At 75.6% G+C, this 14,053-nt stretch carries 16 protein-coding genes and 1 tRNA gene; 14 read left to right on the top strand and 3 right to left on the bottom strand.

The window, feature by feature from the left end; genetic code table 11:
* Positions 1-13: 13 nt before the first annotated feature.
* The gene (locus ACI79Q_RS02080; RefSeq protein ID WP_456614059.1) at positions 14-1,276 is read right to left on the bottom strand and encodes a S1C family serine protease; all 1,263 of its coding nucleotides are present in this window, start codon (positions 1,274-1,276) and stop codon (positions 14-16) included.
* Between the two features lie 109 nt (positions 1,277-1,385).
* On the bottom strand, positions 1,386-2,159 hold the full coding sequence (locus ACI79Q_RS02075) for an ABC transporter permease (protein WP_456614058.1): 774 nt from the start codon (positions 2,157-2,159) through the stop codon (positions 1,386-1,388).
* Between the two features lie 190 nt (positions 2,160-2,349).
* Here ACI79Q_RS02075 and ACI79Q_RS02070 point away from each other — a divergent pair, with 190 nt between their 5' ends.
* The 11 genes from ACI79Q_RS02070 (at position 2,350) to ACI79Q_RS02020 (ending at position 10,688) form a co-directional block, all read left to right on the top strand.
* Positions 2,350-2,994, top strand: a complete 645-nt coding sequence (locus ACI79Q_RS02070) for a hypothetical protein (protein ID WP_456588111.1) — start codon at positions 2,350-2,352, stop codon at positions 2,992-2,994.
* Between the two features lie 161 nt (positions 2,995-3,155).
* Positions 3,156-3,231: transfer RNA gene (locus ACI79Q_RS02065), tRNA-Thr, on the top strand.
* Between the two features lie 241 nt (positions 3,232-3,472).
* Entirely contained in the window at positions 3,473-4,231 is a 759-nt protein-coding gene (locus ACI79Q_RS02060; RefSeq protein ID WP_456614057.1) for an SDR family NAD(P)-dependent oxidoreductase, read from the top strand.
* Positions 4,228-5,232: an NAD(P)H-dependent flavin oxidoreductase gene (locus tag ACI79Q_RS02055; protein ID WP_456614056.1), complete on the top strand. Its 1,005-nt coding sequence runs from the start codon at positions 4,228-4,230 to the stop codon at positions 5,230-5,232. Before ACI79Q_RS02060 ends, ACI79Q_RS02055 begins: the two co-directional genes overlap by 4 nt.
* A gap of 97 nt (positions 5,233-5,329) precedes the next feature.
* Positions 5,330-5,581, top strand: a complete 252-nt coding sequence (locus ACI79Q_RS02050) for a hypothetical protein (RefSeq protein ID WP_456588108.1) — start codon at positions 5,330-5,332, stop codon at positions 5,579-5,581.
* Positions 5,578-6,771 (top strand): thiolase family protein, encoded by a 1,194-nt coding sequence (locus ACI79Q_RS02045; protein ID WP_456599077.1) that lies wholly within the window; start codon positions 5,578-5,580, stop codon positions 6,769-6,771. The genes ACI79Q_RS02050 and ACI79Q_RS02045 overlap by 4 nt, the downstream gene beginning before the upstream one ends.
* A 23-nt stretch (positions 6,772-6,794) precedes the next feature.
* Entirely contained in the window at positions 6,795-6,917 is a 123-nt protein-coding gene (locus ACI79Q_RS02040) for a hypothetical protein (RefSeq protein ID WP_456614055.1), read from the top strand.
* A complete protein-coding gene (locus ACI79Q_RS02035) occupies positions 6,914-7,729 on the top strand; it encodes a crotonase/enoyl-CoA hydratase family protein (RefSeq protein WP_456588105.1) in 816 nt (271 codons plus the stop codon). The genes ACI79Q_RS02040 and ACI79Q_RS02035 overlap by 4 nt, the downstream gene beginning before the upstream one ends.
* Before the next feature lie 34 nt (positions 7,730-7,763).
* Positions 7,764-8,783 (top strand): phosphotransferase family protein, encoded by a 1,020-nt coding sequence (locus ACI79Q_RS02030; protein ID WP_456612588.1) that lies wholly within the window; start codon positions 7,764-7,766, stop codon positions 8,781-8,783.
* 124 nt (positions 8,784-8,907) lie between these two features.
* Positions 8,908-9,591, top strand: a complete 684-nt coding sequence (locus ACI79Q_RS02025; RefSeq protein WP_456588103.1) for a TetR/AcrR family transcriptional regulator — start codon at positions 8,908-8,910, stop codon at positions 9,589-9,591.
* Positions 9,588-10,688, top strand: a complete 1,101-nt coding sequence (locus ACI79Q_RS02020) for a CaiB/BaiF CoA transferase family protein (protein ID WP_456614054.1) — start codon at positions 9,588-9,590, stop codon at positions 10,686-10,688. Before ACI79Q_RS02025 ends, ACI79Q_RS02020 begins: the two co-directional genes overlap by 4 nt.
* Before the next feature lie 16 nt (positions 10,689-10,704).
* Here ACI79Q_RS02020 and ACI79Q_RS02015 read toward each other — a convergent pair whose 3' ends face one another.
* Positions 10,705-11,103: a DUF5313 family protein gene (locus ACI79Q_RS02015; protein WP_456588102.1), complete on the bottom strand. Its 399-nt coding sequence runs from the start codon at positions 11,101-11,103 to the stop codon at positions 10,705-10,707.
* 65 nt (positions 11,104-11,168) lie between these two features.
* Between ACI79Q_RS02015 and rarD the strand changes: the two genes are divergently transcribed.
* The 3 genes from rarD (at position 11,169) to ACI79Q_RS02000 (ending at position 14,014) form a co-directional block, all read left to right on the top strand.
* Positions 11,169-12,086, top strand: a complete 918-nt coding sequence (gene rarD, locus ACI79Q_RS02010; RefSeq protein ID WP_456614053.1) for an EamA family transporter RarD — start codon at positions 11,169-11,171, stop codon at positions 12,084-12,086.
* A 117-nt stretch (positions 12,087-12,203) separates the two neighbouring features.
* Entirely contained in the window at positions 12,204-12,542 is a 339-nt protein-coding gene (locus ACI79Q_RS02005; RefSeq protein WP_456588100.1) for a DUF3263 domain-containing protein, read from the top strand.
* 440 nt (positions 12,543-12,982) lie between these two features.
* Positions 12,983-14,014, top strand: coding sequence for a LytR C-terminal domain-containing protein (locus tag ACI79Q_RS02000; protein WP_456614052.1), 1,032 nt, complete (start codon positions 12,983-12,985; stop codon positions 14,012-14,014).
* The last annotated feature ends 39 nt before the right edge of the window (positions 14,015-14,053 follow it).

Below are 14,053 nucleotides of genomic sequence, written 5' to 3'. Positions count from 1 at the left end.
GTCGCCGCGGGCGTCAGCTGGTCGAGCCCAGGGTGACCTCGACGGTGCGCGTGTCGGAGCCGCGGCGCACGGTCAGCTGGACAGTCTCGCCGGGGGTCCGGCTGCCGATCGCGGCGCTCAGCTCGGTGGACGTGGTGACGGGGCGCTGCCCGACGGCGGTGACGACGTCGCCCGGCTCCAGCCCGGCCTCGTCGGCGGCGGTGCCCGATGTCACGGTGACGACCTCGGCGCCGGTGCCGACCTCGCGGTTCTGGTCGTCGGCGGCGGTCCGGGTGGTCACCCCGAGGTGGGCGCGGGTGGCGGTGCCGGTCTCGATGATCTCCTGGGCCACCCGCTGCGCGGTGTTGCCGGGGATGGCGAAGCCGACGCCGATGTTGCCGCTCTGCCCCTGCGCCCCCGGGATGCCGGAGGCCACGGTGGCGATCGCGGTGTTGATGCCGATCACCTCGCCGGCGCCGTCGACCAGCGCGCCGCCGGAGTTGCCGGGGTTGATCGCCGCGTCGGTCTGGATCGCGTCGAGGACGGTCGCCTCGTCCCGGCTGGAGCCGGTGGCCACCGCGCGGCCGGTGGCGCTGATGATGCCGTCGGTGACCGTGTTGGACAGGCCGAGCGGGGCGCCGATGGCAACGGCGATGTCACCGACCTGCACCTCGTCGGAGTCGGCGAAGGTCGCCGGGACCAGGTCGTCGGCGCCCTCCAGCCGCAGCACGGCGAGGTCGAAGGCGGGGTCGGTGCCGACGATCTCGGCGTCGTAGAGGGTGCCGTCGGCGGTGCGCACCTGCACCGAGCCGGTGCCGGCGCCGTCGGCGGCGACGACGTGGTTGTTGGTGAGCACGTAGCCGTCGGCGGTCAGGACGACGCCGGACCCGCTGCCCGCGCTGGTGCCCGTGGTCACGTAGACGGTCACGACGCTGGGGGCGGCCTTCGCCGCGGCGGCCGTGGCCGTGGTCGCCCGCTCCGGGTTCTCGGTGGTCACGCTCTGCGCGGCGGCGGAGCTGCTGGTGCCGGCGACCGGCTCGTCGAGCAGCGCGGTGACGCCGGCTCCGGCGCCCCCGCCGATGAGCGCGCCGGCGACGAGGCCGGCCAGGCCGATGCGCAGCCGGCTCCCGCGCCGGGCCGGCGGCTGCTCGGCCGCCGGTGCCGGCAGCCCCCCGTAGCCGGGGTAGCCCGGGGACGTGACCGGCTGCGGCGTCGTCGGCTGGTGGGGCGTCGACAGCGGTGGCTGCCAGCCGTACTGCTGGCCTGCGCCGGGGTACTGGTGCTGGTGCTCGCTCACGCGTCCGTTCCTCTCCTCGCGGCCGTGCGGCCGCTGCATCGGAACCCACTGTCGGCCCCGCCACTGGCGCAACGCTGGAGGCTGGCTGTGAGCTTCCTGGATGCCCGGATCACCGGGGGACCGGCAGCACCCGGCCCCGGGCGACCAGCTCGGTGACGGCCCAGACGGCGAGCACCTCCGTGGCCAGCAGCCCGACGAGCACCAGCAGCTGCGCCGCGCCGGCCTCGAGCGGGCTGCCGCCGCCCAGCAGCACGCCGACGAAGGCGCCGGGCAGGGTGACCAGCCCGACGGTGCGGGTCTGGTCGAGGGGCGGCACGAGCGCGGTGCCGGCGACCGGGCGGCCGATGAGCAGGACCGCGTCCCGGGGGAGCACCCCGAGCGCGAGCGCCGCCTCCACCTCGCCGCGCCGCTGCGCCAGCTCCTCGCGCAGCCGCCGACCCGCCAGGGAGGTGGCGGTCATCGCGCCGCCGATGAGGATGCCGGCGATGGGGATGACCGCCTCCCCGCGCAGCGGCACGGTTCCGCTGGCCAGCACGAGCGCGACCACGGGGCCGGCGCCGCCGACCACCGGAGCGGCGACGGCGGCCAGCCGTGGCGCCGTTCCGGGGGAGCGCAGCGGCAGGCCGGTGGCCCGGCCGGCGGCGGTGACGCTCGCGACCGAGACCATGAGCAGCACGAAGACGGCGGAGAGCCACAGCGACTCGACGACGACCAGCAGGACGGTGGAGACGACGGCGAGCTGCACGGTGGCGCGCACTGCCGCCACGAGCACCGACCGGTCCTCGCCGAGCCCGGACAGGCGACCGCCCGTGGCGGCCAGCGCGGTCAGGGCCACCAGGACGACGCCGAGCCGGAGATCGACGTCGACCACGGAGGACCCCACGACGCCGATCCTGCCCGGTGCTCCCCGGGCCCCGGCGAGGTGGGGGATCGGGCCGGATCCCGTGTGCATCGGTGCCCGGAGGCGGGTAGTGGCGGTGCCTGGGGCGCGGGTGCACTCCCGCGGCCCGGTGCCCGCCCCCGTCGCCCCCGTGGAGCTCTCCGTGCCCCTCAGTGGTCCTCTCGTCAGGTTCGTGATCGGCTTGGGCCTGGCCTGTGCCGCTGTCATCGCGGTCGTCGGCGGCATCGCGCTGCGCGGCCCCGGGCTGGTGGCCGTCTGCGTCTCCGGGGCGCTGGCCGGGTGCGTCGCCGCCGGCGTCGCCCGCGAGACCCCGGGGCCGACGCGCCGGTCGACGCTCGAGGTGGCGGGGCAGGCCGCGGCCGTGACGGTCGGCGTGCTGCTGGTGGTGAGCGGAACGGCGGTGCTCGCCGGAGGAGCGGCGGCGCTGCTGCTGATCGGGTTCGGTGCCGCGGGCTGGGCTGCCCTCCGCTGGCTGCGTGACCGCCGCGACGCACCGGCCCGCCCGGTGACGTCGGTGGGCGCCGGTCCGGTGCCCACCGGCTGGACGCCGTCCACCGCCGTGGCGGGCGCGTCGACCGCCACGCTCGGCGAGGAGTGGCGGCGCACGAGCGCCGAGCTGCAGCGACCGCTGGCGCCCGCGGTGCGGCAGCGGCTGGTCGCCCGGCGGGCGCAGGTCCTCGACGAGCTGGAGCGCCGCGACCCGGCCGGGTTCGCCCGCTGGCTCGCCGCCGCCCCGCTCGGCAGCGCCGACCCGGCCGGTTTCGTCCGCAGCTCACCGCCGCCCGCCGACCCCACCGCGGAGACCGAGGCCGCCTGACCTGCGGCCCCTGCCGCCGTCCACCGCCGTCCATCCGGAGGCCGCCGAGACGATGCCCTGGCTCGGCGTGCTGTCCATCGGCCCCGGCCGCGTCGCCGACGCGGCGGAGTTCTCGTCGGCGCTGTCCCTAGACTCGTGCCCGGGACCTGTCCCCACGTCCCGCCGGCGTGGCGCAATTGGTAGCGCACCCGACTTGTAATCGGGCGGTTAGGGGTTCGAGTCCCCTCGTCGGCTCCACGGTGGTGCCGTGCCCGGCGTCCGGCCTCTCCGCACGGGCACCGCGGAGAACCCCTGCCCGCGGCCACCGACAGCGGCGCCGGAGTCCGGCCCGGCCCGGGCCGGACCCGAGCCCCTGGCCCGTCGTCGCCCCGGTCGGTGCGCGGGCGGTGGGCGCCACGCTGCAGACCGTTGCCCTACGGCCGACGCGCGCCTAGGTTAGCGAGCGCTAGGTATAGTTATTCGCGTCGGGAGGCTGATCGTGCGACTGCAGGGAAAGACCGCGCTCGTGACCGGGGGTGCGTCCGGTCTCGGCCTGGCCACCGTCCGACGGCTCGTGGCCGGCGGTGCCCGCGTCGTGGCCCTCGATCTGCCCACCGCGGACCAGACGGCCCTCGGTGCGCTGGGCGACCCTGTCCGGTTCGCCGGTGCCGACGTCCGCGACGAGGCGGCCGTCCAGGCGGCCGTGGACGCCGCCAACGACGAGGGCACGCTCGCCGTCGTCGTGAACTGCGCCGGGATCGGCGCCGCCAACAAGACCGTCGGCAAGAAGGGGCCCTTCCCGCTCGCCGACTTCGACCGCGTCGTCGGCGTCAACCTGATCGGCACCTTCAACGTGATCCGCCTGGGCGCCACCGCCATGGCCGGCAACGAGGTCGACGGCGAGGAGCGCGGGGTGGTCGTCAACACCGCCTCCGTCGCCGCGTTCGACGGTCAGATCGGGCAGGCCGCCTACTCCGCCTCCAAGGGCGGCATCGTCGGCATGACGCTGCCGATCGCCCGGGACCTCGCCTCCTACGGCATCCGGGTCGTCACCATCGCGCCCGGGCTCTTCGAGACCCCGCTGCTGGGCGCCCTGCCCGAGGACCTGCGGGCCAGCCTCGGCGCCCAGGTGCCGCACCCCAGCCGGCTCGGTCAGCCGGAGGAGTACGCCGACCTCGTGGCGGCCGTCGTCGGCAACCCGATGCTCAACGGCGAGACGATCCGCCTCGACGGCGCCATCCGGATGGCGCCGCGGTGACCCGCACGGCACCGGCGCCGCGGCTGGCCACCCGCCTCACCCGGCTCCTCGGCATCGAGCGCCCGGTGATCCAGGGCGGCATGCAGTGGGTGGGGCGGGCGGGGCTGGCCGCCGCCGTGTCGAACGCCGGTGGGTTGGGGATGATCACCGCCCTCACGCAGCCGACCCCGCAGGCGCTGGGCGAGGAGATCGCCCGGTGCCGCGACCTGACCGACCGCCCGTTCGGCGTCAACCTCACGATCCTGCCGTCGATCAACCCGCCGCCCTACGCCGAGTACCGCGACGTCATCGCCTCCTCGGGGGTCCGCATCGTGGAGACCGCCGGCGCCAACCCGGCCGAGCACATGCCGTTCTTCAAGGACGCCGGGATCACCGTGGTGCACAAGTGCACCAGCGTCCGGCACGCCCGGCGCGCCGAGGCCGAGGGCGTCGACGTGATCAGCATCGACGGCTTCGAGTGCGCCGGGCACCCGGGTGAGGACGACGTGCCCGGCCTGGTCCTCGTCCCGGCCGCGGCCTCGGCCGTGAGCATCCCGGTGGTGGCGTGCGGCGGCATCGCCGACGCCCGCGGCCTCGTGGCCGCCCTGGCGCTGGGCGCCGAGGGCGTCACCATGGGCACCCGGTTCCTGTGCACCCAGGAGTCCCCGGTGCACGACGCGGTGAAGCAGCGGATCGTCGAGGCCACCGAGCGCGACACCGAGCTGATCTTCCGCTCGCTGCGCAACACCGCCCGGGTGGCGAGCAACACGGTCAGCCGCGAGGTCGTCGGCATCCTGGCCGACGGCGGCGCCTTCGACGACGTCCGCGACCTCGTCGCCGGCGCACGCGGCCGGCTGGTGTTCGAGGAGGGCGATCTGGAGCGCGGCATCTGGACGTCGGGCATCAGCCAGGGGCTGGTCCACGACGTCCCCGCCGTCGCCGAGGTGCTCGACCGCATGATCCGCGAGGCACACGAGCTGATCCACGGGCGGCTGGCCACCTTCGCCGGTGGGGTGGGGTGACCGGCCGCGGGTCGGTGTCTTGACGGCCCGGGACCGGGGGCTCATGCTCGGTACTTAGCTATCGCTATGTCAACACAGCCGCTCGACGGAGGAGCCCATGAGCGCGACGACGTCGCCGAGCCACCTCGCCGACCGGCCGTACGTCGTCGGTTCGCAGCCGGACGCCCGCCGCGGCCTGCAACTGACCATCCGACAGGCGGGCCAGGCCGTCGACGTCGTCCGGACGCCGGCCCGGCACTCGAGCCTCGACACCACCGCCGACCCCCACACCCCGGCGCCGGGCGAGCACGACGCGCTGCTCGCGCCCACCGGGGACCGTGATCGATCCAACCAGGGAGAACCGTCATGAGAAGCGCCGTGATCGTCGACATCGTCCGCACCGCCTCCGGCAAGGGGAAGCCCGGCGGGGCTCTCTCCGGCACGCATCCCGTGGAGCTGCTCGCGACGGTGCTGCGGGCCCTCGCCGAGCGGTCCGACCTCGACCCGGCCCGCGTCGACGACGTGATCGCCGGCTGCGTGAGCCAGGTCGGGCAGCAGTCGCTCAACATCGGCCGGCAGGGCGTGCTGGCGGCCGGCTGGCCCGAGAGCGTGCCGGCCACCACCGTCGACCGGCAGTGCGGTTCGAGCCAGCAGGCCCTGCACTTCGCCGCGCAGGGTGTCATGGCCGGCGCCTACGACATCGTGGTCGCCGGCGGCGTGGAGTCGATGAGCCGCGTCAAGATGGGCGTCGCCACCGTGGGGGAGGACCCGCTCGGCCCCTCGATGCACGCCCGCTACCCCGAGGGTCTGGTGAACCAGGGTGTCTCCGCCGAGCTGATCGCCGACCGCTGGGCACTCACCCGCGAGGAGCTCGACGCGTTCTCGGCCCGGTCCCACCAGCGCGCCGCCGCAGCGGCCGCGGCCGGCCAGTTCAAGGACCAGATCGTGCCGGTCGCGGTCATCGGTGCCGACGGTGCGGAGACGGTGCACGACCAGGACGAGACGGTGCGCGCCTCCACCACCGCCGAGGGGCTGGCCGGGCTGAAGACGTCCTTCGACAGCCCGGCCATGCGCGAGCGCTACCCCCACCTGGACTGGAAGATCACCCCGGGCAACTCCTCGCCGTTGACCGACGGCGCCTCCGCTGCCCTCATCATGGGCGAGGACACCGCGGAGCAGCTGGGGCTGACCCCCCGGGCCCGCTTCCACACCTTCGCCCTCGCCGGCGACGACCCGCTGCTCATGCTCACCGCCCCGATCCCGGCCAGCCGCAAGGTGCTCGAGCGCTCGGGGCTGTCCATCGACGACATCGACGCCTACGAGGTCAACGAGGCCTTCGCGCCGGTGCCCCTGGTCTGGCAGCGGGAGCTGGGGGCGGACCCCGAGCGGCTGAACCCCAACGGCGGCGCGATCGCGCTGGGCCACCCGCTGGGTGGCTCCGGCACCCGGCTGATGGCGACGATGCTCGCCCACCTGGAGGCCACCGGCGGCCGCTACGGCCTGCAGACGATGTGCGAGGGCGGCGGCCTGGCCAACGCCACCATCATCGAGCGGCTCTGACGCCCACCTCGGGGAGACCGGACATGAGCACCGACCTGGGGGCCGCCGGCCACCCGCTGTTCGAGGCCGACCGCGAGCTGATCGCCGACCGCGGCATCCCGCTGCTCGCGGGCTACGGCCCCCACGACGCGCTGGGCACCCGGTGAGCGCGGCTGCTGCCGCCGAGCCGGCGGCGCGGTACGAGGTCCGCGGCCACGTCGGGCTGATCACGCTCGACCGGCCCGCCGCGCTCAACGCGGTGAACGCGGCACTCGCCACGGCCGTCGGTGAGGCGTTGGAGCAGGCGGCGGCGGACGACCAGGTCCGCGTGGTGGTCGTGACCGGCACCGGGCGCGCCTTCTGCGCCGGCGCTGACCTCAAGGAGCTGGCTGCGCAGCGCTCCGTGGCCGCGGACGGGCACCCCGAGTGGGGGTTCGCCGGGCTGGTGCGGCACTGGATCGACAAGCCGGTGATCGCCGCGGTCAACGGCTTCGCCATGGGCGGTGGTACCGAGATCGCCCTGGCCTGCGACCTGGTCGTGGCGTCGTCCGGAGCGGTCTTCGGCCTGCCGGAGGTCAAGCGGGGGCTGCTCGCGGCCGCCGGTGGCGTCGTCCGGCTGCAGCGCCAGGTGCCCCTGAAGCGGGCGCTGGAGCTGGCGCTGACCGGCGACGGCGTGGACGCGGCCACCGCCCTCGAGTGGGGTCTGGTGAACGCGGTGGTCGAGCCGGAGCAGGTGCTCGACGCGGCGCTGGAGCTGGCCGGCCGGATCGCCGTCAACGCGCCGCTGTCGGTGCGGCACACCAAGCGCATGCTCCACCGCACCAGCGGCGGCGGCTCCGACTGGGACGAGTCCTGGACCGGCACCGATCCGTGGCGGGCCAACGAGGAGGCCACCGCGACCGTGTTCGCCAGCGCCGACGCCGCCGAGGGTCCGCGGGCGTTCGCGGAGAAGCGGGACCCGCGCTGGGTGGGGCGGTGACCGGGGGCGTCCCCGCCCGGCCGGGGCTGCGACGGTGACGGCCACGCCGGGGCTGGACCTGGAGAGGCTGAGGGCGCACCTGGTCTCCACGGGGACCGGACCGGCGGGCCCGCTGCGGGCGGAGCTGATCTCCGGGGGCCGGTCCAACCTGACGTACGCGGTGACCGACGGCGCCACGCGGTGGGTGGTCCGCCGGCCACCGCTGGCCGGGCTGACCGCCTCGGCGCACGACATGGTGCGGGAGTGGCGGGTGACCAGCGCCCTGCACGGGACGCCGGTGCCGGTGGCGCGCCCGGTCTCGCTGTGCGAGGACGACGGCGTGCTCGGCGCACCGTTCACCGTCGTCGAGTGGGTCGAGGGCCTGGTCGTCCGGGACCGGGACGAGCTGGCGGCCCTCCCCGACGAGGTGGTCGGCGAGGTGAGCACCTCGCTGATGGCCGTGCTGGTAGCGCTGCACGCCGTCGACGCCCGGGCCGTCGGGCTGGCCGGCTTCGGTCGGCCGGAGGGCTTCCTGGCCCGGCAGGTCGCGCTGTGGCGTCGCCAGTGGGACCGCACCCGGGGGCGCGAGCTGCCGGATCTCGAGCGGCTGCACGCCCGGCTCGCCGACGGCGTCCCGCCGTCCGCGGGGACCGCGATCGTGCACGGGGACTACCGGATCGACAACGTCATCCTCGACCGCACCCGGCCCGCGACGGTGCGGGCGGTGGTGGACTGGGAGCTGTCGACGCTGGGCGACCCGCTCACCGACGTGGCCCTGATGTGCGTCTACCGCCACCCGGCCCTGGACGTGATCCTGGGCCTGCCGGCGGCCTGGACCAGCCCCCGGCTGCCCTCGGCGGACGACCTCGCGCAGACGTACTCCCGGCTGGCCGGGCGCGACCTGGGCCACTGGCCGTTCTACCTCGGCCTGGCACACCTCAAGCTGGCCGTGATCGCCGAGGGCATCGCGCACCGGGCCCGCGCCGGCGCGGACTCCGGGCGCGACGCCGGGCGGGCAGCCGAGGTGGTGCCCGAGCTGGTCGCCGCCGGCCTGGCCGCGCTGGGGACCCGGTGAGGCCGGGATGCCTCTCCCCCCCCAGGTGGGTAGACGGCACGCGCGCGGGATCGCCGATACCGAGCGTTCGTTAATCTCAGGTGAGCGGTGGGCGAGGCGCCCGCCGGCGGGACAGAGGGGTGCCATGACCGCGGTCCGGGAGGACGACGAGCTGATGACCCGGGGGCGCTGGCGCAGCGTGCCCGCCCTCGAGATGAGCCCCATCCTGTCCGCGGCGCTCGACGCCTTCAACGAGCACGGGTACCACGGCACCTCCGTGCGGGACATCGCCGGACGGGTGGGGGTGACCGTGCCGGCGCTCTACTACCACCACGAGAACAAGGAGGCGATCCTCTTCGCGCTCCTGGACGCCGGCATCCTCCGGCTGACCCGGATGTGCGAGGCGGCGCTGGCCGATGCGGGGGACAACCCGGCCGACCGCTTCCTCAACCTGGTCGAGGCGATCGTGCTCTACATGGCGCACAGCACGAAGATCGCCGGCGTCGACGCCGAGCTGCGTTCGCTGGGCCCGGAGAACCGGTCGGCCTACAGCGAGAAGCGCCGGCGGATCGAGGAGATGCTCGTCGACACGCTGCAGGCGGGGGAGGCCGCGGGGCTCTTCGACGTCACGTCCCCCAAGGACACCGCCCGGGCGCTGCTGGGCATGTTCCAGGCGATCGCCACGTGGTACCGCCCCGGAGGGCCGCTGTCCGCGCAGGACCTGGCGCACAACTACGTCGACATCGCCGCGCACACGGTCGGAGCGCCCGCGGTCCTGATCCGGCGGGTGCGCGAGCAGGCCACTGTGCGCCGCGGTGGCGCGGCGTGAGCCGGGACGGGGTGTCGCGCGGTCCGCTGGCCGGGCTGCGGGTGGTCGAGCTCGCCGGCATCGGCCCCGCGCCGCACGCCGCGATGGTGCTGGCCGATCTGGGCGCCGACGTCGTCCGGGTGGAGCGACCCGGCCCGCCGGGGGGCGGGGTCGACTGGGGGTTGCGCGGGCGCAGCTCGCTGGCGGCCGACCTCAAGTCCGACGAGGGGCGGGCCACGGTGCTCGCGCTGGCCGAGGCCGCGGACGTGCTGATCGAGGGGCTGCGGCCGGGGGTCGTCGAACGGCTCGGCGTGGGCCCGGACGAATGCCTGGCGCGCAACCCCCGGCTGGTCTACGGGCGGATGACCGGGTGGGGGCAGGACGGCCCTCTGGCGCGGACCGCCGGACACGACATCAACTACATCGGCCTCACCGGCGCGCTGCACGCCATGGGCCGGGCCGGCCAGCCGCCGGCCCCGCCGCTGAACCTCGTCGGCGACTACGGCGGCGGCTCGATGCTGCTGCTGGTCGGGCTGCTCGCCGCCCTCTTCGAGCGGTCCGGCTCGGGGCGGGGGCAGGTGGTCGACGCGGCGATGGTCGACGGCACGGTCCTGCTCAACCAGCTGGTGCTCAGCATGCGCGGCCTCGGAGGCTGGCGCGACGAGCGGCAGGCCAACCTCCTCGACGGCGGGGCGCCGTTCTACGACACGTACGCCTGCGCCGACGGGCGGTTCGTGGCGGTGGGCGCCCTCGAGCCGCAGTTCTACGCCGCCCTGCTCGCCGGGCTCGGCCTGGACGCCGCGGCGCTGGGTGACCAGGACGACCGGTCCGGCTGGCCCCGGATGCGGGAGGTGTTCGCCGGGACGTTCGCGAGCCGGACGCGCGACGAGTGGGCCGAGCTGTTCGCCGGCACCGACGCCTGCGTGACGCCAGTGCTCTCCTACGAGGAGGCCGCCGTGCACCCGCACCTGGTCGCCCGGGGGACGTACGCGGAGCTCGGGGGCGTCCAGCAGGCGTCCCCGGCGCCCCGGTTCTCGCGGACGGCGCCGCCGCCACCGGTAGCCCCGCCCGCGCCGGGCGGCACCACCGCCGTGGAGGTGCTCCGGCGCTGGTCCTGAGCGCCGGGCGGGCGGCTCAGTCGAAGCTCCCCGCGCCGTCGCGCCGGTAGGGCGAGAGCCGTTCCACTCGCGCCCGCTCGGCGCGTTCGGCCCGCAGCCGGGCCGCCGTCCCCGGTTCGTACCCGGCCTTGGCCACGCGGTGCTCGATCGTCTCCACCATGTAGGCCAGCGAGAAGAGCAGCCCGAGCAGCAGGCCGCCGCCGGCGGCGGAGACCCGGTAGACCAGCGGGACGGGCACCACGAGCAGGCACAGCACGACGAGCGGCAGCAGCTGCACGACCGCCCGGGCGAGGTGGCGCCACACCCAGGTGCTGCGGGTGGTGTCGGCCAGCACCCAGGGCGACAGCTCGCGGGGCAGCCCTCCGCCGTAGGCGTACCAGACCCACTGCAGGGGTCCGGGTCGCTGCCTGCTCACGCCCCCGACGGTAGGCCGATCCGGTCGCGTACGGCCGGCGTTCCCGCCGGGCGTACGGTGCCGCCGTGGACGAGCGTCGCCTGGGGGTGGTCTCCGGGCTCGGCGCCTACGCGCTCTGGGGCATCTTCCCGCTGTACTTCCCGCTCCTGGAGCCCGCGAGCGGCCTGGAGATCGTGGCGCACCGGGTGCTCTGGTCGCTGCTGTTCGTCGGGTTGCTGCTGTGCGTCGTCCGGCGCTGGGGGCACGTCCGGGCGGCGGTGAGCAGCCCGCGCACGCTGCTGATCCTCGCCGGCGCCGCCGTGCTGATCGCCGTGAATTGGCTGATCTACGTCTACGGCGTGAACTCCGGGCAGGTCGTGGAGGCCTCGCTCGGCTACTTCATCAACCCGCTGGTCAGCGTCCTCCTCGGCGTCGTCGTCTTCAGCGAGCGGCTCCGCCCGCTGCAGTGGGTGGCCGTCGGCACCGCCGCGGTCGCCGTCGCGGTGCTGACCATCGACTACGGACGCCCGCCGTGGATCGCGCTCGGCCTGGCCCTGTCCTTCGGCCTCTACGGCCTGATGAAGAAGCTCGTGTCGATCGAGGCGGCGCCCGGGCTCTTCCTGGAGACGGTGCTGGTCGCGGTCCCCGCGGGAGTGGTCCTCGCGGTCCTGCACTCCGACGGGACCGGCACGTTCGCCAACGCGGGCACCGGGCACGCCCTGCTGCTGGCCAGCGCCGGGGTGGCGACGGCGGTGCCGTTGCTGCTGTTCGCCGCGGCGGCCCGGCGCATCCCTCTGTCGACGGTGGGTCTGCTGCAATACCTGACGCCGCTGATGCAGCTGGCGATCGGCGTCTTCGTCTACGACGAGCCCATGCCGCCGGCCCGGCTGGCCGGTTTCGTGATCGTCTGGGTCGCCCTGGCGGTCTTCACCGCCGACACGTGGCGACACGCCCGGGCCGGGGCCCGCAGAGCCGCCCGCGACGCGGTGGTCGCCACCCCCTGACGGGCAGTCGGACCCGCCTCGGCGGGCCGGCCGGAAACGTCGGTGGGCGGCGCTACCGTCGTCCTCGAGCCGCCGGGGTTCCCGGTCGGCAGAGCAGGTCAGGAGATGGTCGAACCCATGAGCAGCGACCCAGCCCCCGTGGTCTCCCCGCCCCGGGCCGACGGGTCAGGGGAGGAGTCCGTGCAGGCCGGAGGCGTGGGCCTGACGCGGCGCGAGCACGAGATGCTCGGTTTCGAGCGCCAGTGGTGGCGGCGGGCCGGCGCGAAGGAGACGGCGATCCGCGACCTGTTCGGCACGACGCCGACGCGGTACTACCAGGCGCTCAACGCGCTGGTCGAACGCCCCGAGGCGCTGGCCGCCGATCCGCTCCTGGTCCGGCGTCTCCGCCGGTTGCGCACGGCACGGCAGCGAACGCGTTCGGTGAAGGTCCTGGGCATCGGGAATGACATCGATTAGATTCGGTCACCGTGGGCAGGCACGCCGCGTCAGGCAGTGACGGACTGGATCAGGGGAACGCGTCTGCAGCCGCTGGGCGGCGCAGGACCGATACCCCTGAGGGTGCGTGGTCCGGTGCCGGCCTGAGCGACCACCCCACCGCGCCCGGGCGCGACCGGGCGGCCCTCCGGCGCGACGTCCGGGCGGACGTGCCCGCCGCCGACGGTGCCCGGCAGATCTCCCGTTCCCGCCTGCCGCTGCCACCCGTGCCTGCTGGACCCCGCGCTGCTGCTGCCCCCTCGCCGCGCACCAGCGCCGCACCGTTCGCCGCGGTCCCCGCCCCCGCCCCCGCTCCCGCCGCCCTCGGGGAGGTCCCGGTGCCGGCTCGCGGCGCCGACGTCCTGGCACCCGTGTCCGCCGGCGAGCCGCCGCAGCAGGCTGCCCAACCCTCCGGCAGGGTCGTGAGCCCGGCGCCCGCCGGGCTCCTCGTCGAGGACGAGCCCCTGGTCACCACCGGACCGGCCCGTGGCCTCGGGCGGCGCGGGCCCGCGCCGCTGGTTCCTCGCGTGCCGCGGCAGACCACGCCGTCCGGTGCGCCCGCCTCCTCCTACGGCGACTGGACCAAGCCCTCGCGCAGCGACGAGACGGGGCGGTCGCGCCTCGGCCTGGGTGCTGCGCCGGAGGTGCCGCACGCGCCGGCCACCACCGCGATCCCCGAGCGGGGTGCGAAGGCCCGCCGCGACCTCGACGACGAGGCCGGCTACGACGAGGCCCGCTACGACGAGGCCCGCTACGCCGAGGCCGGCAATGACGAGGCCGGCTACGACCTCGAGCGCGAGGTGGATGCCGCCGCCGCGGGCGCCGCGGCGGTCAAGGGTGGCCGCGCCGCCTACCGCGCCGAGCGGCAGGCCGCCGACGCCGCCCGCCGCAAGGCGGCCAAGCGCAGCGGCACGCCCGAGGTGATCTTCGACGACGAGCCCGAGCGCAAGCCGCGCCGCGTGCTCAAGGGCCTGGTCGCCATGGCCGTCGTCGCCGGTGCCGTCCTCGGCGTCTACACGGTGACCGCCCCGGAGAAGGAGGAGGCCGCGGCCGCCGCTCCCGCACCGGCCAGTGTGCCCACCGTCGCGGTCCCCACCGCCGCCCTGCCGCCGCTGCCCGAGGAGCCCATCGTCGTCGAGCCGCCGATCACCACCCCCGTGCGCGTCCCCGTCACCGTTCTCAACGCCACGAACATCGCCGGCCTCGCCGCCACGATCTCCGGCGCCGTGGTCTCCGGCGGCTGGGAGTCGCCCGGCGTGGGCGCCTACCCGGGCACCGACGTCTCGGCCACCACGGTCTTCTTCACCGAGGGGGACGAGCAGCAGCGCCAGGCCGCGCTCCAGCTGGTCGACCAGTTCCCCGACCTCGCCGGCCCCGCCCCGCGCTTCTTCGAGGTAGCCGACGTCCCCGCACCCGGACTCGTCATCGTCGCCACCGGCAACTGGCAGCCCTGACGCCGGTCTTGCCGGGTACCCGGAACAGGAGCGGCCGTC

The sequence above is a fragment of the Blastococcus sp. SYSU DS0828 genome, assembly GCF_054050975.1.
Note: the sequence above shows the minus strand (reverse complement) of the source record. Positions and strands in the feature narration are given on the sequence as shown.

Bases quoted from the DNA above. Each gene is read 5' to 3' on its own strand.
- ACI79Q_RS02045 (WP_456599077.1), top strand. From the start codon at position 5,578: ATGAGAAGCGCCGTGATCGTCGACATCGTCCGCACCGCCTCCGGCAAG.
- ACI79Q_RS02025 (WP_456588103.1), top strand. From the start codon at position 8,908: ATGACCGCGGTCCGGGAGGACGACGAGCTGATGACCCGGGGGCGCTGG.
- ACI79Q_RS02050 (WP_456588108.1), top strand. From the start codon at position 5,330: ATGAGCGCGACGACGTCGCCGAGCCACCTCGCCGACCGGCCGTACGTC.
- ACI79Q_RS02005 (WP_456588100.1), top strand. From the start codon at position 12,204: ATGAGCAGCGACCCAGCCCCCGTGGTCTCCCCGCCCCGGGCCGACGGG.
- ACI79Q_RS02040 (WP_456614055.1), top strand. From the start codon at position 6,795: ATGAGCACCGACCTGGGGGCCGCCGGCCACCCGCTGTTCGAGGCCGAC.